This is a genomic window from Brotaphodocola sp. (assembly GCF_983179755.1).
Genome location: NZ_CFAHBC010000006.1, coordinates 1 through 23,379, shown reverse-complemented (window position 1 = coordinate 23,379; position 23,379 = coordinate 1). Strand labels below are relative to the sequence as shown.

General features: G+C 47.7%; 21 protein-coding genes and 1 pseudogene. 3 read left to right on the top strand and 19 right to left on the bottom strand.

Features of this window, described 5'->3' with window-relative positions; genetic code table 11:
* Positions 1-32: 32 nt before the first annotated feature.
* The 12 genes and pseudogenes from AC4EVX_RS04055 to AC4EVX_RS04000 all read right to left on the bottom strand — a co-directional run bounded on the left by AC4EVX_RS04055 (position 33) and on the right by AC4EVX_RS04000 (position 13,166).
* Positions 33-719, bottom strand: coding sequence for a response regulator (locus AC4EVX_RS04055; protein ID WP_177977615.1), 687 nt, complete (start codon positions 717-719; stop codon positions 33-35).
* A gap of 360 nt (positions 720-1,079) precedes the next feature.
* On the bottom strand, positions 1,080-2,381 hold the full coding sequence (locus AC4EVX_RS04050; RefSeq protein WP_308450330.1) for a CitMHS family transporter: 1,302 nt from the start codon (positions 2,379-2,381) through the stop codon (positions 1,080-1,082).
* A 198-nt stretch (positions 2,382-2,579) separates the two neighbouring features.
* A complete protein-coding gene (locus AC4EVX_RS04045; protein ID WP_490159630.1) occupies positions 2,580-3,950 on the bottom strand; it encodes a hypothetical protein in 1,371 nt (456 codons plus the stop codon).
* An 18-nt stretch (positions 3,951-3,968) separates the two neighbouring features.
* Entirely contained in the window at positions 3,969-5,066 is a 1,098-nt protein-coding gene (locus AC4EVX_RS04040; protein WP_177977613.1) for a substrate-binding domain-containing protein, read from the bottom strand.
* A 155-nt stretch (positions 5,067-5,221) separates the two neighbouring features.
* A complete protein-coding gene (uxaC, locus tag AC4EVX_RS04035; RefSeq protein WP_490159629.1) occupies positions 5,222-6,628 on the bottom strand; it encodes a glucuronate isomerase in 1,407 nt (468 codons plus the stop codon).
* Between the two features lie 65 nt (positions 6,629-6,693).
* A complete protein-coding gene (locus AC4EVX_RS04030) occupies positions 6,694-7,494 on the bottom strand; it encodes an SDR family NAD(P)-dependent oxidoreductase (RefSeq protein ID WP_177977611.1) in 801 nt (266 codons plus the stop codon).
* 28 nt (positions 7,495-7,522) lie between these two features.
* Positions 7,523-8,749 carry a UxaA family hydrolase gene (locus AC4EVX_RS04025; RefSeq protein ID WP_490159628.1) on the bottom strand — a complete coding sequence of 409 codons (1,227 nt, stop codon included), beginning with the start codon at positions 8,747-8,749 and terminating at the stop codon, positions 7,523-7,525.
* Positions 8,750-8,817: 68 nt separating this feature from the next.
* Complete coding sequence (locus AC4EVX_RS04020) at positions 8,818-9,141, bottom strand: UxaA family hydrolase (RefSeq protein WP_490159627.1); 324 nt, start codon at positions 9,139-9,141, stop codon at positions 8,818-8,820.
* A gap of 53 nt (positions 9,142-9,194) precedes the next feature.
* Positions 9,195-9,902, bottom strand: coding sequence for an RraA family protein (locus AC4EVX_RS04015; protein WP_177977608.1), 708 nt, complete (start codon positions 9,900-9,902; stop codon positions 9,195-9,197).
* A gap of 163 nt (positions 9,903-10,065) precedes the next feature.
* Positions 10,066-11,364, bottom strand: a pseudogene (locus AC4EVX_RS04010) (TRAP transporter large permease).
* Complete coding sequence (locus AC4EVX_RS04005) at positions 11,357-11,875, bottom strand: TRAP transporter small permease subunit (RefSeq protein WP_177977606.1); 519 nt, start codon at positions 11,873-11,875, stop codon at positions 11,357-11,359. Before AC4EVX_RS04005 ends, AC4EVX_RS04010 begins: the two are co-directional and overlap by 8 nt.
* A gap of 181 nt (positions 11,876-12,056) precedes the next feature.
* Positions 12,057-13,166, bottom strand: a complete 1,110-nt coding sequence (locus AC4EVX_RS04000; RefSeq protein ID WP_177977605.1) for a TRAP transporter substrate-binding protein — start codon at positions 13,164-13,166, stop codon at positions 12,057-12,059.
* Positions 13,167-13,562: 396 nt separating this feature from the next.
* Here AC4EVX_RS04000 and AC4EVX_RS03995 point away from each other — a divergent pair, with 396 nt between their 5' ends.
* The 3 genes from AC4EVX_RS03995 (at position 13,563) to AC4EVX_RS03985 (ending at position 16,218) form a co-directional block, all read left to right on the top strand.
* Positions 13,563-14,678: an enolase C-terminal domain-like protein gene (locus AC4EVX_RS03995; protein WP_177977604.1), complete on the top strand. Its 1,116-nt coding sequence runs from the start codon at positions 13,563-13,565 to the stop codon at positions 14,676-14,678.
* A gap of 123 nt (positions 14,679-14,801) precedes the next feature.
* The gene (locus AC4EVX_RS03990) at positions 14,802-15,551 is read left to right on the top strand and encodes an SDR family NAD(P)-dependent oxidoreductase (RefSeq protein WP_177977603.1); all 750 of its coding nucleotides are present in this window, start codon (positions 14,802-14,804) and stop codon (positions 15,549-15,551) included.
* Complete coding sequence (locus tag AC4EVX_RS03985; RefSeq protein ID WP_177977602.1) at positions 15,541-16,218, top strand: hypothetical protein; 678 nt, start codon at positions 15,541-15,543, stop codon at positions 16,216-16,218. Before AC4EVX_RS03990 ends, AC4EVX_RS03985 begins: the two co-directional genes overlap by 11 nt.
* 142 nt (positions 16,219-16,360) lie before the next feature.
* Here the strand turns inward: AC4EVX_RS03985 and AC4EVX_RS03980 are convergent, their stop codons facing one another.
* The 7 genes from AC4EVX_RS03980 to AC4EVX_RS03950 form a co-directional block, all read right to left on the bottom strand.
* Positions 16,361-17,647, bottom strand: coding sequence for a TRAP transporter large permease (locus tag AC4EVX_RS03980; RefSeq protein ID WP_177977601.1), 1,287 nt, complete (start codon positions 17,645-17,647; stop codon positions 16,361-16,363).
* Positions 17,647-18,132: a TRAP transporter small permease subunit gene (locus tag AC4EVX_RS03975; RefSeq protein ID WP_177977600.1), complete on the bottom strand. Its 486-nt coding sequence runs from the start codon at positions 18,130-18,132 to the stop codon at positions 17,647-17,649. Before AC4EVX_RS03975 ends, AC4EVX_RS03980 begins: the two co-directional genes overlap by 1 nt.
* Positions 18,133-18,365: 233 nt before the next feature.
* The gene (locus AC4EVX_RS03970; protein ID WP_177977599.1) at positions 18,366-19,472 is read right to left on the bottom strand and encodes a TRAP transporter substrate-binding protein DctP; all 1,107 of its coding nucleotides are present in this window, start codon (positions 19,470-19,472) and stop codon (positions 18,366-18,368) included.
* Between the two features lie 73 nt (positions 19,473-19,545).
* Positions 19,546-20,019, bottom strand: a complete 474-nt coding sequence (locus AC4EVX_RS03965; protein WP_177977598.1) for a NanQ anomerase/TabA/YiaL family protein — start codon at positions 20,017-20,019, stop codon at positions 19,546-19,548.
* A 39-nt stretch (positions 20,020-20,058) separates the two neighbouring features.
* Entirely contained in the window at positions 20,059-21,063 is a 1,005-nt protein-coding gene (gene yiaK, locus AC4EVX_RS03960) for a 3-dehydro-L-gulonate 2-dehydrogenase (protein ID WP_177977597.1), read from the bottom strand.
* A 302-nt stretch (positions 21,064-21,365) separates the two neighbouring features.
* Entirely contained in the window at positions 21,366-21,839 is a 474-nt protein-coding gene (locus AC4EVX_RS03955) for a NanQ anomerase/TabA/YiaL family protein (RefSeq protein WP_177977596.1), read from the bottom strand.
* 245 nt (positions 21,840-22,084) lie between these two features.
* Positions 22,085-23,077 (bottom strand): LacI family DNA-binding transcriptional regulator, encoded by a 993-nt coding sequence (locus tag AC4EVX_RS03950; RefSeq protein WP_177977595.1) that lies wholly within the window; start codon positions 23,075-23,077, stop codon positions 22,085-22,087.
* Between the last annotated feature and the right edge of the window lie 302 nt (positions 23,078-23,379).

Below are 23,379 nucleotides of genomic sequence, written 5' to 3'. Positions count from 1 at the left end.
CTCCCTTCATTCATGCCTTTTGCAGTTTCCACTCACAAATCCATCTTGTAGCCGATTCCACGAACTGTCTTTAAATAGTCCGGATTCTTCGGGTCATCCTCGATCTTGTCGCGAATCCGCTTCACATAGACCGTGATCGTGTTGTCGTCCACGATCGCCTCATTCCAGACCTGCATGTAAAGTTGTGCCTTCGTGAACACCTGACCTGGATTTTCCATCAGAAAGCGAAAGAGTGCCTGCTCCCTCGCCGTGAAATTCAACGGTTTTCCATTTCTCAGGCACTCCATCTTCACGGTGTCGACCGTGAACGGACCTCTCTGAATCGCAGACGGCGCCATCTGGCTGTAAATCTGGCTTCTGCGAATCAATGCCTTAACTGTCTGAATCAAAACTGCAATGTGAAATGGTTTCGTCAGATAACTGTCCGCGCCAAATCCAAGTCCGAGCACCTGATCCATCTCATCCGATTTTCCTGAGAGCATCATCACCGGCGTGTTGTCCCCCGAAGCTCGCATGCTCTGGAGCACCTGATAACCACCGACCCGCTCCATCATTACATCAAGAATCACCAGATGAAAATGCTGTTTCTGGAGCAGTTCAAGCGCCTCATCCCCGTCCGAGGCCTCGGTCACATGCATGCCCTCGCGCGCCAGCGCTGTCCGGATCGCAAGCCGGATTGCCCTCTCATCGTCCACTACAAGAATCTCTTCTGCGTTCATATTCCGTCATCCCTCTCTCCCGTTAAAATCTGGTTTTCTTTTCCCTTATCTTCCATATCTTCCATTTAATATCTTTTTATCGTCTCTATCCATGATCCATATCATAAAAATTAAAAAACACTTCGATGGTCTATTGAGCGTTTCTGTCACATCAATTATAGCAAGATCGGTCCAACATGCACAAGATCATGCACAAGATTCTCTCCGATATTTCACAGGATGCTCCCCCATTTTGTTACGAGAATCTTATTTTTCATAACACACAAAACAGGCGGAGACCATTCAGCACGCTCGCACTGTTTAATCTCCACCCATTTTTTTAATATGTCAAAAGTCGAAAATTGTAATAAAAATTAGCTCTTATACCGTAATAATTCCAAGAACCACTCCAAGTAAAAGCATGATACAGCTCACAAAGAAGTATGGCGGAATGCTGAATTTCATGTGGTCTTTCAGCTCGGTTCCAGTCAGACCGATTGCCAGATAAGTTGCCGGAACAAGCGGGCTTACCATCAGTGCAAGGTTCTTACCGATGATCATTGTCAGTGCGGTATTCAAAGATGCCACACCGTAGGTCTCACCAACCTGCATAACCAGAGGCATGATTCCGTAGAAGTATGCATCTGTACCAATGCAAAGTCCAAGCGGAAGTGCCAGAACACCGAAGATCAGGTGGATGAACTTTCCGAATGCGGACGGAATGATTGCCATGATTGCGCTTGCCATTGCCTCAAGCATTCCGGTTCCATCGAACACACCGACCATTGCACCCGCTGCAAACAAGGTTGCGGAGATCGCCAATGCTGCCGGAGCATGCTTCTTTACAAGCTTGTCCTGAGTCTTCTGATCCGGGTAGTTGACTGCAAGCAGAACACACAGACCCAACATGAAAACTACATAAGATTTACCGATTCCAGTAGACAGAAGGGCGATAACGCCGACGGTCAGCAGGAAGTTAAAAATTAAGAACGCATTGGATTTTCTCAAAGAATCCGTCTCTGCCTTCTCCTTTGTATCCTCTGCAACAACCTCACCCTTGCCAGCACCTGCGCCCTGCTTGATTGCAACCATGCCAAGTACAACAGCAAGCGCGATGTTCATAATCAGTCCTACAACCTGAATCGGGATCAGCATATGCCACAGCTCGGTTGCATCCATCTGAAGAACGGTTGCAGCTCTTGCGGTCGGACCGCCCCACGGAAGCAGGTTCATAACGCCCATGCACGCACCGGTGATACACAGAAGAATTCTCGGATCAATCTTCATCTTCTTGTAAACCGGATACATAGCCGGGATTGTGATTAAAACGGTAACGGCTGTCGTTCCGTCGAGATGTGCGATCGTTGCGATCAGGGCAGTGACAACGGTAACGGCGATAACGTTGTTACCTGCACGCTTTACCAGCCATCCCACAATCACATCAAACAATCCGGTATCAGAAAGTACTCCGAAGTAAATAACGGAAAAGATAAACAAAATACCGTTGCTGGTCGTTGTCTTGATTCCGTCTGCGATGAATCCCATGATATCCACAGGGGCAAATCCAAGAATCAGCGCTGCAATCGTCGGCACAACTGCCAGAACAACGATCGGTGACATTTTTCCCTTTAAAAGCAGGGCGACAATCGCGATGATCATCAGAAAACCAATTACTGCAACCATAAAAAACTCCTCCTCTCGCTCCATTCCATTTCTTTTATTATTTTTTCTCTTACTTGATTTTTATTTTACAGGAGGAACCTTAATGGATCATGACGGAAAAATGACAATTTTGTCATATTTGTTATTTTTTTGTCAGCAATTTCCTGTGAAATGAAAAACGGGGAATCCGCAGATTGGATTCCCCGCCTGAACCTTTATTTATTCATGTAAATACTCCGGTGTCTTTGCCGATACGCAGTACACGTTGACCTTCTTGTCCATCCGGCTGTTGAAGAAAATGCGGTCGGAGGTATGACTGTAAATCGGATGCGGATGTGCATCCTGACCAAGCCAGTCGCTCTCATGCTTACACAGCGGAATCCACTCAAGCACACCATTCTCCCAGTCTGGAAGCACCTTGCAGATGTACTCGGCATCCTTCTTGTGCGGGTCCGGCCCGTTGTCCGTGCTGTTTTCGCGCACTTTCTTGATCTCCCACGGATACTTGAAATATCCGTCACAGACGAGATTTCCTCTGTGATCCATCGTGAAATGTCCGTATGCATTGTAATCATCCGGCAGAGCGATCTCCCAGTATTTACCCGAAGCAAGCTCATACTTTCCTACCATCGCCGGTCCGTTCTCATATCCACCGTGGTAAATGATCGTCTTTCCGTCGTCACTCCACATCTCATGGCAGACCCAGTCTCCGGCTTTTCTCGCATATCCACCCGGATTTCCGAGCGTATCTGTGCCCTCAGTGCGGATTCTCGTGATCGTATCGGAAGCGTGATCATACATCCAGATTCGGCGGATTCCGCAATCAAAGCTCGACCACTCGTGGTTGTACATGATCTTCTCCGGATCAACCGGATTGAACTGTACATGGGTGATCCAGCACTTCGGAACCTGCTTCTCATAGAGCAGTTCTCCGCTCTCCGTATCATAGACGCAGAGATAACTGCTCAAATTCTCCTTCTGAACACGACCATCGATGTCATAGACCGGGCGTTTGTCAAGTCCGGATCCCTCGGTCTCCGGGTCAAAATCCAGGCATCTTCCATCAGTCATCGGCACACAGAGGCGTTTTCCATCGAGACTGACATGGGTGAATGCCGTCATGCGTCCGTCTGGAACGCGGTTGAGCTCCTTGCGATTGCCGAAACGATCTGCCTTGCAGATTTTGTCATCCTGAATGTAATAGATGATCTCTTTCTTATAATCAAGGCAGACACTCGCCTTTCCAAGACCCTCGTTGAAGGTTCCGTCGAAATACACATAGCTTTTTAAAATGCCCTTCTTGTTGTCTGTCAGCGTTGTCTCCTGCCCCGTAAACATGTCCCTGCACACGACATTTGGACTGCCACCGCGATCGCTGATCAGGTAAATTCTCTCATCATTCTCTGCGAGCGAGGAGCAGGTGAAATACAAAAGCTGGGTATTGAACTCCTGCCGTCCAAGGCAATCACTGACGAGAACTCTGCCATTTAATGGCCTCTGCTCTACTTTCTGTGCCTGATTCTTTGGCATCTTATTTTCTGATACCTGATTTTCTGGTACCTGATTCTCCTGCATATGACTATGACTCATCTTGAAATCCATCCTCTCTTATTCCAAGAAGCGCACAGAATTTCTCTCAAACAACGGCAGATTGCTCCGAAATACAATCTGACTTCCGACCACAAAGGATTCCTCCGACCGCATATCTTTCAAAAGATAGTCCACCAAAAGACGAGTCGCCATGTAGGCCTGAGCAAACGGATTTTTCTGGATCAGGTTCTGAAAGACGCCTTCCTGAAGAGCTTTTTTGTTCTCCTCAAAAATGTCACTCCCGATCGTCACGATTTTTCCCGCTTTTCCGCACTCTCTTAACGCCTGTGCGAGCATCACACTTGTTCGGGATGAGACACAGCAGGCCGCTGCCAAATCCGGTCGTCTCACATGCTCAAGAATCTTCTGGTAGTTCTCCTCGCAGATCAGGTTGGAATACTCCCGGTAGATCAGATTGTCAAAATGATTCTCTCTCATGTAGGCATCAAATCCATCCTCAATCCGCTTGTGGGAGGGATAATCCCGAATTCCGGCACAGAGAAGAATGCTTCCACAGTAAGGAATCCGGTTCATCACAATCTCCGCCATCGTTCTTCCAATGATGTCATAATCTGCCGATACACAGAAAAGTCGTCCACTCTCCGGCATATCCGTGTCAAGAAGTCCGAGTGCCAGCCCCCGATCCACATAGGAGTGGAGCTTCTCGGCACTGAACGGACATCGATTCCCGTGGATCACAAGACCATCCAGCTTCCCGTTCTCGAGAAGTTCTTCCAGTTCTTTCAACACAATTCTCTGCCGTTTCTGAAAATCGATCGACCGCCCATCTCCATTTTCCGGATAGGCAAACTCGCGAATCGAGATATTAAAATCCTGAATACTCTCCTTATAGGTACGAAATCCGTTCCAAAGCTGCGGATAGTAGTAGCGGTTATCTCCTGCCACCTCCGGAAAACAAACTGCCAGATGCAGTGTCTTTCGCTTCAGAGAGGACGCCACCGTATTGGGATGATAGTCCATCTCTTTCGCAATCTGGCGAATCCGCTCACGGGTAACCGCTCCCACGCCGGGCTTATCACTGAGAGCCAAATGGACTGTTCCCAGTGACACTCCCGCCTCCGCCGCAATATCCTTGATCGTTACTCTGCGCTTCATTATTTTCATCCTCCGAACATCACATAATCCTTGCATCATTCACTGCATAATTCTTTTATGCATGATTCCCTCATCATTCATTCTTTTTTCTATTTATTAGGCACGATCATGCAATCTTCCTCAGAATTTCATCGCAAACCAACATTCCAATTCTATTAAAAGCCAAAATACTCTTTTACATTGTTGTAGCAAATATTCTGGATCGTCTTTGCCAGTTCCTCTTCTCCGGAGAAATACTCTCCTCTCTCCACAAGCTCACCGAAGAAATTGCACAGCACACGGCGATACAATTCATGGCGCGGGTAGGACAGAAAACTTCTGCTGTCCGTCAACATTCCGACAGAAAGGCTGACCGGATAGAGGTTAGAAGCTGCACGCAACTGCCTGTCGATTCCGTATACCTGATCATGGAACCACCACGGCGCACCCAACTGAACCTTCGCCTTTGTTCCCTTTTCACAGAATCCTGCTGCCAATATAGCATAATTTTCCGTATCTGTCCCGTTAAGACAGTACAAGATTGTCTTCGGCAGCATATCATCGAGGGTCAGACGATTCAAAAGTTCTCCGACACTCTGTACCTGAGTCGAGTCATCGGCACAGTCAAAACCGGTGCTCTTTCCGACGCCTGCGACGTATTTGCGGTTTGCATTCAGATATGTTCCAATGTGAAGTTGCATCACATATCCATTTTTGCAGTAGAGTTTTCCCATCTCATAGAGGAAGGCACTGCGGTACTGGTCATCCTCTCTCTTTGTCAGTGGCTCACCTGCGACTGCCTTCTCAAAGATCGTCTCGATCTCCTCCTCGGTCGCGTCCACCCAGGTAAAATCCGGAATTCCATCATCGGATACCGTCGTTCCGGTCACTTTCTGGAAATACTGAAGGCGGGACTCAAGTGCACCAATCAAATCCTTAAACGTCACTATTTCGACTCCTGCAACCTGACCGAGCGTCTTTACATAGGTGCCAAACTCCTTGTCACGAAGGAACATTGCCTTATCCGGGCGGAAAGCGGTGATGATGCGCGTCTTTAAGGACGGATCCTCTTTCAGTGCGATGTGATAGTGAAGATCATCGATCGGGTCCTCGGTCGTGCTTGCAAGCTCGACATTGGAGATTTCCATACACCATCTTGGCGTGATGTTCTTCTCCTGAATCATTGCCTTTGTGCGCTTGTAGATCTCGTCGGCATTCCTCGCACTCAGCGGTTCGTCGATTCCGAAGAAACGCTTAAGTTCGAGTGCACACCAGATGTAGATCGGATTTCCGATCATCTGCGGGAGAATCTCAGCAAACTTCATGTACTTCTCATAGTAAGTCGTCTCGGTGCCGGTGATGTACTTTTCCTCAATGCCGAACGTTCTCATCGCACGCCATTTATAGTGATCGCCGGAAAGCCACATCTCACCGATGTCCTCGAACTGACGGTTCTCGTAGATCTCCTTCGGCTGAAGATGGCAGTGGTAATCGATAATCGGCATATGCTCCGCATACTTGTGGTAGAGCATGCGTCCCGTCTCATTTGTCAGATACAGTTCCTCATTAAATGTTGTATTCATGTTGCTTAAACCTCCTGTCATTTCTGCAATCTGTTTTTCTCACAGGTTATATTCCGATAAGTCCGTCAAAATCCAATCAGTGCTCCGCCATCAACCGGAATGCAGGTACCGCTGATGTATCTTGCTGCCTCACTGCAAAGGAAGGCTGCACACATTCCGACATCCATCGGATCGCCGACCTCTTTTGCCGGGATTCTGCCGATGATCTTTGCAAGACGCGGTGCATCGTTGTCGGTTGCCTTGTGGAACATCGGGGTATCGATCCAGCCCGGAGCGATCGCATTGACGGTGATGCCGTACTCGGCGAGCTCAGCTGTCAACGTGTGAATCAGACCGAGGTATCCTGCCTTTGCAGTTGAATATCCTGCGACCTGAGGCTGACCGATATAACTTGTCATACTTGCCTGGAAAATGATTCTTCCGCGGCGATTCTCTTTCATATGTGGAACAAATGCTTTCGTCAGTGCAAATGCGCCTACAAGGTGAACATTCAGCACGTTCACATACTCTTCCACGCTCATCTCCCAGATATACTTTTTGCAGTGGTTTCCTGCATTGTTGACGAGAATGCTGACCGGTCCGTGCTCTTTGATGATTCGATCTGCAATTTCCTGCGCCTTGTCAGTCTCTGTGATGTCAAATGGATAATAGACAGCTCTGTCACCGAATTCTTTTAAGACCTCCTGTGCATCTTCCTGCGCGCCACGGCTCAGAACGACAACTTTCGCGCCTGCGCTGATCAGACAGCGGGTGATCGCAAGTCCAAGTCCGGTTGCTCCGCCTGTCACAACAGCGGTCTGTCCTTTCAAAGAATAGTAATCCCCCATCTGGAATGTTGCCATTTGCTCTTGTGTAAATGCCCCCATTGTTGTGCTCCTCCTTCACTTTCTCCATCTATTTATTTTCACAAGATTTTCCCACCGTCTTCTCCTGATACTTATACGGAATGAAATACTCCCTGTGCCCGAGTGCCTCGCTCTTACTGCATGCCCCACCGGCGACATCCACAACCATCTGCGTCAGCTGATCGGCAAGCTCATCCTGCGTGCACTGACCGGCGAGAACCGGACCTGCATCAAAGTCCATATCCTCTTTCATACGCTCGTAGGTCTTATGATTTCCGGTGATCTTGATGCACGGGCTGACTGCACTTCCAACCACATTTCCTCTTCCGGTCACGAGAAAGACGATGTGTGCGCCACAGCTGATCAGATCCATCAACCCCTCATTGTCATTTGGATTCGTGATTCCAAACTGCATCCAGTACGGATCGGGTGTCGAGTCTAAAAGCCACAGTCCCTTCCTCGGCGGTGCGACGGAAACCTTCGTCACTCCCTGAATCGGACGACTTCCACTCTTGATGACGGCTCCCATACTCTTCTCCTCGATCGTCGAGAGACCGCCGGCAAAGTTGCCGGGGCTGACGGAATACTGTCTGACTGACTTGCAGTAGTCAAGCGCCTTTGTATAGGTGTAGCGAAGCTCTTCCTCCGCTTTCTTGTCCACCGCACGGGAAGTCAAGAGATCAACAAGACCGATTGCCTCGACAATCTCCTCAAAGATCGCCGTTCCACCGAGATCCACGAGTTTGTCATAAAATCTTCCGACCACGACATTTCCGGCAAGACCGCTCGTGTAATCACTGCCTCCGCACTCTGCACCGATGACAAGGTCAGAAAGTCCCATCTCGACTCTCGGCACTTCTTTTAAGCGTTCGAGAGCTTCAGTGACCCATTTTATTCCCTTCTCGATCGCTTTGCGGGTACCGCCCTCCTGCTGGATGAACATCCACGAGGCTTCCTTGTCTTCCTCCCTTGCGATATTGGCAAGCCACTCCGGCTGTACATACTCGCATCCGAGTCCGACTGCAAGCACACCGCCCACATTCGGGTGGCGGATCAGGCTGATCAGCAGATTAACTGCGTACTGATTGTCTGTACATCCGTCAAATCCAAGCACCTCGACATCTGTGTGATTCGTTCTCTCCGCGATCTGTCTTGCGACAAACTCACTGCACTTTACGGTATAGATGACGAGAATCCGGTTGCGGATTCCCTTGGAACTATTTTTTCTGGCATATCCCTGCCACCGGACATCCGCCCAGTTTTTCATTTCTTCCATCTCGCTTGCTCCTTTGATTCTCTCCCTGATTTTCCGGCTTCCGTTTAGGACATTACTCACATGATTTATTACTCGTATCGAACATCCTTCGGCGCTCCGGTGATCAGATCCAGATGGCTCGAGCGCTCATCGTATACACTCCGCATATTGTGGAGATGCACCCAGGAACCCTTTTTGATGTCCTTGACTGCCTTGCCAATCACGACTCCATATTTCACAATCGGCTCACCTTCTTTTATATCCCGAACTGCAATCTTGTGACCGTCCGGAACCGCCTCAATCGCCTCCACAGAAGTCTCATTTGCATCTCCACGCAGAAGAACCGATCCTGTCTCGAGTTTTTCCAGTGCGGTCGCTACATTATCCGATTGATGAATCTGAAATGCCGTCATCTCTCTTTTCCTCCTCATTCCCAGAAAGCTCCAAAAAATATCTTTACAGAATTTTACAGAATACCAAACTCTGCAAATGCCTGGGTTGCACTCATTCCATTCTCAATCGCCTTGCGGACTTTCTTCTCTCCCGCTGCCTTCTCAAGTGCCTTCTCAAGAACCTCCTCATGGATCTCCTTCGGAATGATCAGAACGCCGTCCACATCTCCGAATACCAGATCGCCGTCATGGATCGTCACCTGACCGATCTCAATCGTACATCTGAAATCACACACATAGGTACGGATGCTCGAATCCTGAGCCCAACATGCCTTTGCAAATACCGGCCAGTTCAATCCAAGAACCTGAGGTGTGTCTCTTGTGTAGCCGTCGAGAACTGCTCCGCCTGCTCCTCTCGTCTTTGCGGTCGTTGTCAGCAGCTCGCCCCAGAGTGCGCTGTTGTGTGCGCCGGTTGCCACATAGATCTCATTCGGCTTGAGCTGATCAAGCGCCTCCGTCAGATAGCCGAACGGCTTCTTCGGTGCTTCAAACACGTCATTTTCCAGAATCGTGCAGGCAAAACCAGCCATTTTCAGGCGGTTGTCCGGCTCATCTGCATTCACAAAAGGAGCAGTCGGAACCATCGTCGCAAGTGGACGGATCTCTGCCGGAAGGAACTGGTGGTTGTATCCCATCTGATCCAGAATGTCGCCAACTACCGGGGTGTATAATTTTTCTTTCATTAACTGAAACATCTCTTCATCATTTTTCCAGGTTGCCATTTTCTTTTCTCCCTTTTCTTTTTTGTCTGATTTTTATAGGCAAAAAATGCTGCTGCATTCCATTTTCAAAGTAGGATACAGCAGCATTTCTGCAAAGTAATTTTTTCAAGTCAAACGCCCGCAATGACTTGGTGCGTGAGTCTTTCTTATATCGGATTCTTTCTTATACCGGCATGATCAGGTTCGGAAGGAACATAACGAACGCCGGAACATAGGTTACGAGAATCAGGACAATCAGCATAACTGCGTAGAACGGAAGCATGCTCTTTGACAGTTTCTCGATCGGAATCTTGGAGATTGCAGCGCCGATGAAGAGGGTAGAACCTACCGGCGGGGTGATCAGACCGATTCCGAGGTTTACAATCATGATAACGCCGAAGTGAACCGGGTCAATACCGATGCTCGTTGCAATCGGGAGAAGGATCGGAGTCAGTACCAGGATGATACAGCTCATATCCATCATCGTTCCGAAGATCAGCATCAGGATGTTCATCATGACAAGAATCAGATACTTGTTTGTGGTAAAGCCAAGGATTGCATTGGAGATGATTGCCGGAACCTTTAAGTAGGTCAGAAGCCATCCAAATGCAGAGGAGGTTGCAATCAGGATCAGCACGATTGCCAGCGTATTCAGTGCATTCTCAAGTACCTGCCAGAAATCTTTCAGAGTCAGTTTCTTGTAGACGAAAGCAGATACAAACAGCGCCCAGACAACTGCGATTGCTGCCGACTCGGTCGCAGTGAAGATACCGATGACAACGCCGACAACTACGATCATAACGGTGAACATGCCCTAGACTGCGCTTGTTGCTGCCTTCCACAGAACCTTGAAGCTGAACGGTGCGCCCTTCGGGTAATTCTTTTTAACAGAAACGTAGTAGCTGTAAATCATCAGGGCAACGCCGAGAATGATACCAGGTCCAAATCCTGCAAGGAAGAGACGACCGATGGAGACGGTACCTGCAACCGTTGCATAGATAACCATGTTGTGGCTCGGAGGAATCAGGATTCCCTGTACAGAACTTGCCATCGTAACGTCGGTGGAGAAGTCTGCGTCATATCCCTGATCCTTCATCATCGGGATCAGGATCGTTCCAAGGGATGCAGTATCTGCTGCGGAAGAACCGGAAATACCACCGAAGAACATCGATGCCACGATATTTACCATTGCCAGACCACCGCGGATCCATCCGACGAGGGCATCTGACAGCTCAATCAGCTTATCTGAGATACCACCCTTTCCCATGATCTCACCGGCAATGATGAAGAACGGCACTGCCATCAGCGAGAAAGAGAATACACCTTTTACCATCAGCTGAACAATCTGCATCAACGGCAGTTTCAGATATGCCATCGTGATGACACTCGAAACTCCAATCGCGTAAGCGACCGGCATACGGAAAACGATAAAACCGAAAAATGAAATCAGCAGAATTGCGATTGCTACGGATTCATTAACCATTCGTAATTTCTCCTTCCTTTGTCTGATACTCAGCCGGTACCTTTCCCATCAGGCGCAGAATAAACAGAATAAAACGCTCACTCTGCATCAGCAACATGCATACTCCGGCGATCGGAACAGACGCATACAGGAAACTCTGCTTGCATCCAAGACCGGACATAACGCTCTTTCCCATCAGCTGAGTGAACTGGATTCCATACACGATCATGAAAAGACTGAATCCAAAAATCATCACATGGCTCATCGCCTTCAGGAAACTGATTACCTGTTTCGGAAGCACATAATCAATCAGCATTACGCGGATATGAGTATCTGTTCTTACTGCAAGGGAAGCACTGATGAGTGCCATGTAAACCATGCACAGCAGGATCGCCTGCTCGCCCCATCTTGGAGTGGAGTGTAAAATGTAACGACAGAAAACAACATAACTCGTAATACAGATGGAGCAGATGAATATCAATTTGCAGAATGACATGAACAGCCAATATACTGCATCATAAAACTTTTTCATTAGACTTCCTCCTGCCTAAAAGATATGGGAAACCCGACTGCAATCGACGAACAGAAGAGATTCCCCATATCACCATCAAAGCTCTCTTTTAACTCTTAGCCCTAATAAATAATCCTAATTTCAACTCAACTCTTAAACCTTTTTCTGGAGTCTCTTCCAGAAATTCCGCTTGAAGTTCTTCTTACTTCTGGATCTCTACCATCTTCTGAAGCAGATCCTCGATGCCCTTGGTGTAGTTTGCCCATACCGGCTCACATGCGGACTGAGCAGCTGCCAGATCCTCAGCTGTCATATCAATGATATGAACACCCTTGTCCTCAAGATCCTTGCGGAGTGCAACCTCCTCTTCACCGATTGCAGACTTGTTCCAATCAGAAGCCTTCTGACCAGCCTCAAGCAGGATCTTCTGATCCTCCTCGCTCAGTGCGTTCCACTTTGCCTCTGCCATCAGAACGATGCCCGGGCTGAAAGTGTGACCACTTAACAGATAGTAAGGAGCAACTTCATAGAACTTGTTGGAGGAATATCCCGGATATCCGTTCTCTGCACCGTCAACAACGCCGGACTGTAAGGAGCTGTACAGCTCACTGTAAGAGATCGGGGTCGGCTCTGCACCGAGTGCCTTCATCGTATCCATCATCAGCTGGGTCTCCGGAACACGGATCTTCATGCCCTTGATGTCACCAAGACCGCTAATCTCCTTCGTCGTGAACAGGTTTCTTGCGCCCTCATCCATATAGAACAGACCAACCATGCCTGCGCCTACCTCAGAGCCCTCAGATAAGAATGCCTGACCAAGTTCCTCATCCTCGAGAACCTTCCACATCGAATCTCTGCTGGAGAAGATAAACGGAAGACCAAACATGTTCAGTTTCTGGAAGCCATAATCAGATAAAGAGTTCGTGTTTGCACGGTACATATCAACGGTTCCGCCACCCATCTGAAGTGCATTCAGACAGGTCTTCTCATCGCCCAGAGTAGATGCGGAATATACCTCGATCTTGATACGTCCGTCAGACATCTCTTCCACGTTCTTTGCGAACTCATATCCAACGCGGGTGTTGATGTTGTCATCACTGTTCAGCTCTGCGTATTTGAAGACCAGCTCCGGCTCTGTTGTAGAAGCGCCGTCTGCCTTGGACTCCTCTGCCTTTGCTTCTGCGCTTGTCTCTGCGGTCTTGCTGTCACCTGAAGCAGCTGCCGTTGTCGCTGTTGTGTTCCCCCCACCACAGCCTGCAAGGCTCAATGCCATAACAGAAGCCAGTGAAATTGCCATCAGTTGTTTTCTCATATACCCTTCCTCCTAAAAATAATTGTAAACCCTTTCCTGCTACCCCATTTTACTAAAACGTTTTATTATTCTTGGTGTTTTCAGTATATCTCTCCTTGTGCGTTTTGTCAATGATTTGATTGTTGGTTTTAATATTTTCGTCATTTTTCAGCGATATGTTTACTTTCTCTTAACACGCCTGCCCTTATTTGCGTTTTTCTCATCATTTTTTGTGCATTTTGACGCAATAACGTTTTTGTGTTTACTTTTCCTCATAGCTGTGCTACTATGAACTTATGTTACAGTTTCTATGGGATATATATGGGATATATCTGTGGGGTACAAAATAGCTACAAGTTGTGAGCACTGAGGGAAACAAATCAATTTAAAATTAATAAGAATGGAGAAGGGATCATTATGAAAATCACAAGTTTTGAGACATGGTGGGTCAGCAGAGATCATTGCCTGTTTGACAAGAAGCGTCAGGGTGGCGCCGAGATGAACTGGGATGTCATCGCTCTGAAGATCGGAACTGACGCCGGAATTGATGGAATCGCAACCTGTCTGGCTGCAAGAAGCGGTGGCGTAACCGAAAATTACTTATATGATAATATCGCTCCTGTCATCATGGGACGTGACCCGCACGACAGAGAGGCCATCTGGCAGGAACTCTGGAACATCGACCGTCATCTGACATTCTTCCCAGTCTACCTTCCGGGCCCGATCGATGTCGCACTCTGGGACATCTGTGCAAAGGAAGCGAATCTCCCGCTCTATAAGTACATCGGCGCTTACCGCAACAGCCTTCCTGTCTATGCAAGTGGTAATTTCCATGCAACCGTTCAGGAGTACGTTGACGAGGCTCTTCACTATAAGGCACTCGGCGTTCCGGGGTACAAGGCACATCCGGCAGGACCGGTTTCCTTCGATATGCAGGTACACCAGGCAATCCGCGACGCAGTCGGTGACGACTACATCCTGATGAGTGATCCGGTCGCAGAATACACAATGGGCGATGCCGTTGCAGTCGGCAGACAGCTTGAGAGGCTGAATTACAAGTGGCTCGAGGAGCCGTTCCGCGACTTTGAGCTCTACAAGTACACTGAACTGTGCCGGACTCTGGATATCCCGATCGCTGCAACCGAGACGACGAGAGGCGCACACTGGGGTGTTGCTCAGACGATCGCTCAACGTGCCGCTGACATTGTGCGTGCCGATGTAAGCTGGAAGGACGGTATCACCGGCACCTTGAAGATCGCCCATATGGCTGAGGGCTTCGGCATGAACTGTGAGATCCACACAACGACGATGAACTACATGGATCTCGTAAATGCTCATGTGAGCTGTGCAATCCGCAACTGCGAATTCTTCGAGTACTTCGTTCCGGAGGAGAACTATCAGCTTCCGATGGTAGGCAAACTTCCGATCGAGAATGGCATTATCACCGTTCCGGATACCCCAGGTGTCGGTGCAGAGCTCGACTGGGAACTGATCGAGAAGGCATGCAGAAGCCACAGAAAACTGGAACTGTAATCAATCTCCAAAGAACCCTGATCTGCAAAGAAGCGTAATCCGCCAAAAGCACGGGAATATCGGATAAATAGAATTAAACGATACAAAGAAAAATAGAAAATCCAAACGGAGGAATCAAATCTCATGAAAGAACTCGAAGGCTATGCCGGCATCGTAACCGGCGCCAGCAGTGGAATCGGTCTTGCGATTGCAAATTCTCTGGCAGAAGCCGGAGCTACGGTATACATCATCAGCCGTACCGGAAAGGTGAAGGAGGGTTATCCGGAGAGTGTGCCGGGAACAGTTCACATCAAGGGCGATATTACCAATGTAGAATCGATGAAGAAGATCTGCGCCGAGCTTGCCGATAAGCACGACGGTCATCTCGATTTTCTCGTCAACAATGCAGGAGCGACCTACAAATGTCTCGCACAGGATGTTCCAGCGGAAGAATTTGACCGCGTCATCAACGTCAACGTCACCTGTGTCTTCCGCATGTGCCAGATCTGCTACCCTTACCTCAAGAAGAGCCCGCACAAGGGACGTATCATCAACATCTCGAGTATGAGCGCTCACCTCGGTTTCACCCAGGTTGTTCCCTACTGCACGAGTAAAGCTGCGGTCTGCGGAATGACGAGAGGTCTCGCAGTCGAATGGGCAGAGGACAATATCTGCGTCAACAGCATTGCTCCGGGCTGGTTCCACAGCAAGATGCTCGACGACGTGATGGATGATGATCGTCGGAAAAGAATCCTCAACCGCATTGCTGTCCACGACTTCGGAAAGACCGAGGATCTCGGCGCAATGGCTCTCTTCTTGATCGGACCGCACGGAAGCTACATCACCGGTCAGGACTATGCATTGGATGGCGGTACTCTTGCTTATGGATATTAAACTGCCCACTCGGGCTCTGACAACTTCCGTTCTCGGACTCTCTGTTCTCAGTTTTTCCGTCCTCGGCAGTCATGCCAGCCCGGCATTTGCAGGAAATGCAAAAAACAATGTCTCAGCGTCTGAACAGACCACGCAGGGATCTTCTGCGCAGACAACCGCCTCATCAAATTCCTACGAGATTTCCATCTCTGATTTTGTCCGGTCAGACGACGATCGTGATCCGGCGGGAAGCTACGTTGTTCAGATGACTGTTCCCGCCTTCGATCAGGCAAAACTCTACTGGGACAGCATGGAAGACCCCCAGTTTGCAATGCGGGTTAATGATAGCCCCGCTCCCACCAAAAATTCGGACGGGAACGCTTCGGGGGATAACACAAATTCCGACGACTGGAGCGAGTGGCAGAATCTCACGGAATCCGGTCAGATCTACCTTCGCAACATCAACGATCTCTTCAGCCTGAACCTTTTTTCCTCCGCTCCGAAAGAAGTCACCGTTGAAATCCGAAGCGAAAATTTTGAGAACCTTCCAGATGGGGATCTCTCCAGTCTCCGTCTGGAACTCTCATCCGAAGAAAAAGATTTAAAATCCACGATCTCGATGATCGTCGTCATGCTCTGTGCCGGAGGTGTCCTCTACATTAAGAAACGCCGGATGACTGCCAAATAAAAAATGAGATTTGGCGCATAAAGTGAAATCCTATTTATTTCATGACACAACAAAATGGGCCATCGCAGATTCGTGCGACAGCCCATTTTCTTTTTATCACTTTATGAATAATTTCTTTAACCAAATCTTAATCTCTTAGATCTTAGAACAGACCCGGGAAGATCGTTGCCGGAATTGCCAGCCACATGTTCGGGAACAGTACCAGCAGAGCCAGAACTGCGATCGAGGACAGGAAGTACGGAAGGGTTCCCTTAAACGCATCCTCAATTGTAATTCCACTGATGGATGATGCGATCAGCAGGCACAGACCATAAGGCGGAGTTACCAGACCAAGAGCCAGGGTAACAACGATGATCAGACCAAGGATGATCGGGCTGATTCCCAGTGCGGTAGCAGACGGAAGAATGATCGGAACGAAGAGGATCATTGCCGGAACTGCATCCATGAAAGTACCTACAAACATGAAGAATGCAACTACTACGATCAGGAATACCAGCTTACCACCCGGCATTGTGGTGAAGAACTGCTGTACGATCACGTTCAGCTGATAGTAGCTTAACAGCTCACCAAGTGCATTTGCGGTAGCCAGCGCAAACAGAGACAGAGAGGAAAGTTTCATCGTCTCAATCAGGATGCGAGGCAGATTTCTTACCTTGATGGTCTTGTAGAAGAAGATACCAACAAGCAGAGCGTAGATACATGCAAATGCTGCGGACTCAGTCGGTGTGAACAGACCAGAAACGATACCACCAATCAGGATGATCGGAGTCAGCAGAGCCGGCATGGATTCCAGAGTCTGACGAACAACCTTGGAGAACGGAACTTTCTCACATTTCGGGAAGTTCTTGCGCTTGGAGTAGAATTTAACGACTGCCATCATTGCAAGACCAAGAAGAATACCAGGAACAAGACCACTCATGAAGAGTGCGCCGGTACTTACATTTGCGATACCTGCGTATACAACCATCGTGATACTCGGCGGGATGATCGATCCCAGAGTGGAGGATGCTGCGGTGACACCAACGGAAGTACCCTTGTCGTATCCCTGCTTCTCCATTGCCGGAATGAAGATCTTACCAACACCAGCGGTATCAGCCTGAGAGGAACCGGAGATTCCTGCGAAGATCATAGAAACCAGGACGTTTGAGTATGCCAGACCACCACGGAAATGACCTACCATGGAGTTACAGCAGTCAATCAGTTTCTCAGTGATTGCACCCTCATTCATCAGGTTTGCTGCCAGAATGAACAGCGGAACTGCCAGAAGCGTAAAGCTGTTCAGACCGTTAAACATCTTGGAAAATACTACGGTGTTCGGAATCTGTGCCAGAGAGGCGATACCGGTAAAGGATACAACACCCAGTGCGAAGGAGATCGGCACTCCAATCGCCACAAAAACGATGAACATAATTACTAATAATGCACCCATTACTTCTTTCCTCCCTTCATGATTGTGCCAATGTCTTCAATGATATGGCTGATCAGATAAATAGCGGAAGTGATACCACATAACGGAAGGCACAGCCAGGTCGGTCCTCTCTTTAAGGACGGAATGTTTACCCAGGTGTAGTTCCAGAACTGCTTGGTAACCTTAATACCATAATTTGCCATCAGTACTGCAAAAACCAGCATAATCAGAGAGATGATGATCGAAAGAATGCTCTTCTTTACCGGATCTTTCATCATATCGCTGATTGAAGTAAATGCAAAGTGACGTTTCTCATAGACCATTGCGCCTGCACCCATAAATACTGCCCAGATGAAGGAGTACATCGATACATCCTCAGTCCATGTTGCTGCAATTCCAAGATAACGGGACATCATCTGGAATACAACAGTAAGAAGAAATACGCACAGAAAGAATCCACCAATCGCAATCTGGATCTTCTGCAACATCTCAATTGCTTTCTTCATGATTGTCCTCCTTTTCCCAAAAAACCATTAAAACCTTTCACCTAAAAACCCTAAAAGAGACCCTTTAAAAACCCTTTAGACGGAACAACAGCCACCCAGTCTCCCAGGTGACTGTTGCGTCTCATAAACAACCTAATGTTAATGATTAAATACTAATTCAAGTCGACGCTTGCGAAGACTTGTGATACCCCTCCACCTAAAGAGGAGGGAGACATCCACTCTAAGTTTTACTCTTACTCAGCAGCTGCGCGGATCATCTCCAGCTCTGCAGTCATGTTGTTATCCTGAGCGAACTTATCCTGAATCGGAAGTGCCAGTGCCTTGAATGCGTCAATGTCAACATCCTCGAAGTTGGTTACCTCAGCGCCATCAGCGATAACCTTCTCCTTGGACTCCTTGAACATTCTGTAAACAACCTCACGCTCTTCCTTGGTGCACTCCTCAACGCCCTCGTCGATCCAGGCCTTCTGCTCGTCGGTCAGACCATCATAGAAGGAACCGTTCATCAGAAGAAGACGGGTTGTGTAATCGTGGTGAGTCTCAGAGATGTAATGTCCGTTCTGGGTCTTGTGATGCTCTTTCAGCATGAAGCTGGTATAGTCGTTCTCTGCGGAATCAACAACGCCCTGCTGTAATGCCTGATACAGCTCGCCCCAAGCTACGGAAGTCGGGATAGCACCGCATGCCTTCCAGAAGTCCTGCTGTACCTGAGAAGACTGGGTACGGATCGTCATTCCCTTTAAATCCTCCGGCTTGGTAACCGGTTTCTTACCATAGTAATCACGAACAGAAGATGACCAGTAAGCCATGATACGGAAGTTATTTCCGGTCTTCTCTTTTACGGTCTCTTTCATCTTGTCACCGAACTCACCATCCATGCACTTCTCCCAGTGATCGAAGCTGTCAAACAGGTAATTCAGGGAGAACATATCAACCTCCGGAACACCGATTGCAGTCATAAAGCCCGGAGAAGCAACTACCATAGAAGCTGCACCCATCTCCAGCTTCTCGATCAACTCGTTCTCGTTCTCACCCAGAGTTCCCTTATGTACAGTTACCTGAATCTTTCCGCCGGACTTGTCCTCAACAACCTCTTTGAACTTGTCCATACCATAAGAGTACGGATTCTCTAAGGAAGTCTGGTTGGAAGCGATGATCAGGTTCAGTTCCGGCTTCACATCGGAGGTAGCGGTATCTGCCTTTGCCTCGCTCTCTGCCGGAGCTGCTGCGTCTGATTTTGCTGCTGCAGTTGTTGCTGTCTGAGCAGATCCACCGCCACATCCGGTCAAGGATGCCATTAACATTGCGCCTGCCAATACAAGTGATAATTTCTTTTTCATAGTTCCCTCTTTCCCTTCTCTTGTTTTATTTTCACGATCTGCCCACTAGACAGATTCGCAAAGTACCCCGTTTTTATTCTTCTGAAAGCAGTGCCACACTGACTTTGACTACGACCTTGCGGACTGTCATCGGCTCATCGACTGCGACTGCCGGTCTGTGAACATCTGCCGGGAAGAAAATGCTGTAACAGCCTGGTGTTGCTTCGATGAATCCCTCATTCTCCACAGATTTGTAGAAAATCAGATCTCTCTCATCAAAGCGCTCATCCACCTCATACTTTCCGGTATCCGGTGTAAATCCCAGCTTTTCTTTTCCACTTGCCAGAAACTGTACATCTACGAACTTCTCATGAACTTCCGGACGCTTCTCTTCTACTGCACCGGTCTGTGCATCCATAACCTGTGCGTAGATGTCCTTGCCCTGAATCTCATACACGCCGGTTTCCATCGCCGTGAAATCATGAGTCTTCAGATAATCCAGCGCGGTCTGAATTGCCTTCGGATACTTCTTAGCATCGTCCTTTGCATAAATTGATGAAAAAATCATAATATTCTCCTTTTCTAACTTAGAATTCTAACTTAGAGCTTAGAGAGAGGTGATCAGATCCCACTTTTCCTCGATAACCGGAATACCATTCTCCTGATTATCCTTTCTCGTATTGATCTCAATCTCACCCGGATAGAAGACGGTTCCACCTTCCTTGATCGGAATAGAGGACTTGATGTCTGCTACCAGCTCATCGACAATGCGGTCGGTCGTCTCGGTGTCATTGAACTTACCCGGATCAATCGCAATCATGATCTGAGATAAGCCAATCTCATCTCCAAACGTTCCGATCTTCTGAACAGAGTTTGCATTGGTCAGTACGGTGGAGATCAGGTCTAACAGAATGGAAATACCGCTTCCCTTCCAGTAGCCCATCGGAAGAACTCTCCAGGTCTTCTCAATCGCTGCCGGATCGGTTGTCAGATTGCCCTCCTCATCGTAACCACCCGGTACCGGAAGCTGCTGTCCTTTAAGTCTTGCCTCCTCGATCTTGCCGTAGGAGAACTGAGACACTGCACAGTCAACTACCACATGATCGCCATTGCTCTTCGGAACTGCAAGAATGAACGGGTTGTTGCCGATCTTGCGATCTTTACCGCCCCATGCAGGCATGTTTGGCATTGTGTTGGACCAGCAGATACCGATGCATCCCTGGTTTGCTGCCTGCCAGCCGTAGCTTCCACCGCGCATCCAGTGGTTGCTGTTGCCGAGCGCTACCATACCGATTCCATACTGCTTTGCCAGCTCACATGCACGATCCATTGCCTGTTTTGCATTCAGCGGTCCGAAACCTCTGTGACCTTCCCATCTCTCGATCGCTCCCATAGACATCTCGCAGGTAGCGACTACATCCGGATTGATCTCTCCTTTGTCGAGATACTCAACCACTCTCGGGAAACGATTGATACCATGGCTGTAAATGCCATCCAGACTGTTCTGTGCAAAAACGGTTGCTGCATCGACTGCATTCTTTTCTGTAAAACCTCTGCTAACGAGAATTCTCTTGAACTCATTCACCATGTCATCATACTTGATTCTTAACATTTTCCTGATTTCCTTTCTTTTTTCATTCTTCGTTATTTTTGTGCATCAATACTTCTTTGCAATCGATTCTAATAATTATTTTAACATAAATTTCATTAGTTTCAACTGCTTTTTTCCGTATTTCTGTCTAAAATAACGTTTGTATTTTTGGGTATTTTATATAAATTTTAATTTTTTCTGCGTCTGTATTTCATACAACATCCAGCGTTTGTACTTATTATGAACAATTTTTTATTAATCGTTTACCCTACTGTCTTCATTCTGGATCTGTGTTGGATGAAATAAGATTTTTTTGCTGATTCTTATAAAGAATCGATTGCAATCTTAACCACAATCTTCTTCACCCGCTCAGGCTTGTCTATCTGACAGAACGGTCGGTGTACATCTTCCGGGAAAAAGATCGCATAAGTTCCAGGTGTCATCTGAAGCATCACCTCGCCGGACTTTGGATTCTCCTGATAGTACAGCGTATCCTTCTCCTCCAAACAATCCTGAAGCAGCTCATTGTCTCCGAGATCTGGATAGTAACCAATCAGCTCTGAACCCTCTGCCATAAACTGCAATTCTGCATATCTGCGGTGAACTTCCGGAAGCTTCTTCTCCTTTGCCTCCGTCACCCGGTCGCAGATCAGTGCAATCATCGCATCGCCGTTCAGCAAAAACTTGCTTTCTCCAATTCCAGATACATCCGTCTCTCTACAATAACGAATTGCCTCCTGAATCGGGAGGGCGTATGCGGATCCTGTCTCCTTTGCATCAATGTGTCCAAATATCATCTTGCGCCTCCATATTTGCAATCGATTGTTTTAATAGCCTTATCATATCACAGTTTATTCTCGATTGCAAGTATCGTTATCTTGTATTGTTTTACAGTTTTTGTCCATGTTTTTTATGTATTTTTCACAATTCAAGTGGCAAGATCACTGGAAAACTCTTTGTTTTTGAGTTTTTCACTTGCGCCTTGTCGCCTTCATTGTAGCAATCGATTGCAATAAAAGATAAAAATATAGGCATCCCAATATCAGGAACTCTCCCTCTCAATAATCTCAGAGAACATCATCAGCTTTCTGTTCTGAACCTTCCCCTCAAGCCCTTCTCGCAGAATCGTGGCTGCGATCTCACTGACTTCCTCGAGCTTATTGTTTAACGTCGTCAGCTTCGGCATACAGATCTCTCCGTAAATACTGCTGTCCACTCCGATGATACCAAGCTGTTCCGGCACATTTACACCCAGATCATGAGCCGCACGGATTCCCCCTACTGCCACGAGATCAATCGAATAAATGATTCCCTGCACATCCGGATGCTCTCTCAAAATACGTACGGTTACATCATATCCGCCCTGAACTGAGCTCTCCTCTGCCTCATACAGAAGAAGATCCTCCCTGGAAGCTCCATGGCGAAGAACAGCATCACAAAAACCCTGCTGTTTGCGCAAGTTTGCCGGAGACGGCTGATCGAGCACAAACGCAAGTTTCTTTTTTCCTTTACTGATCAGGAGATCCGCACATTTTCCCACACCGGCATCCTCATCGATCAAAACACCGGAAACATTCGGCAAATCTAAGTAACCGTTGACAATCACGACTGGAACCTTCGATAAATGTCTCTGAATCGCCTCCTTGATCTGCTCTGTCGCAAACATCGATCCCATCAGGATTACACCTTCGACACGGCGCTGTTCAAGAATCCGGATATACTCGCTCTTATTCTCTCCTTCCGGACCAGTGCTCATAATGATCGAGCAATACCCCCGTTTCGTCAGCTCCTGCTCAATAACAAACGCACTGTTGATGTGATGCGTCACACGGATATCCACAATCAGAATCCCCACCATCTTTGTCGACTGCATCACGAGTCCGCGCGCTGCAACATCCGGCGTATAATTATACTTATCGAGCAAATCCTGCACCTTTTTCCTTGTCTCTGCCTTGATTCCAGGCTTGTTATTGATCACACGGGAGACGGTACTTGCCGCCACACCGGCCTCCCTTGCAATGTCATAAATCGTCACATCTTCACCCCTTATCAAAGATTTTCTTACTCTAATAACTTTCTCTAATAACTATACCTTTTTTTCTATCGAGGGGCAACCCGTTTTTCGCTTCTTTATAATTTCTTTAAGAAATTCATTTATTTCATTATTTTAGATTTCAGAACGCTATTTCCTATCATAATAAAAAAGGGCGTGCCTTGGCACATTCTCACGCCTCATACAAAAAAAGCCATGTTCCATCTCTGGAACACAGCTCTCCTCTCTTCATATACCTTCAAAACTGCACATTGAATCATCCGTTTCTGTATTTTTCCTAAACC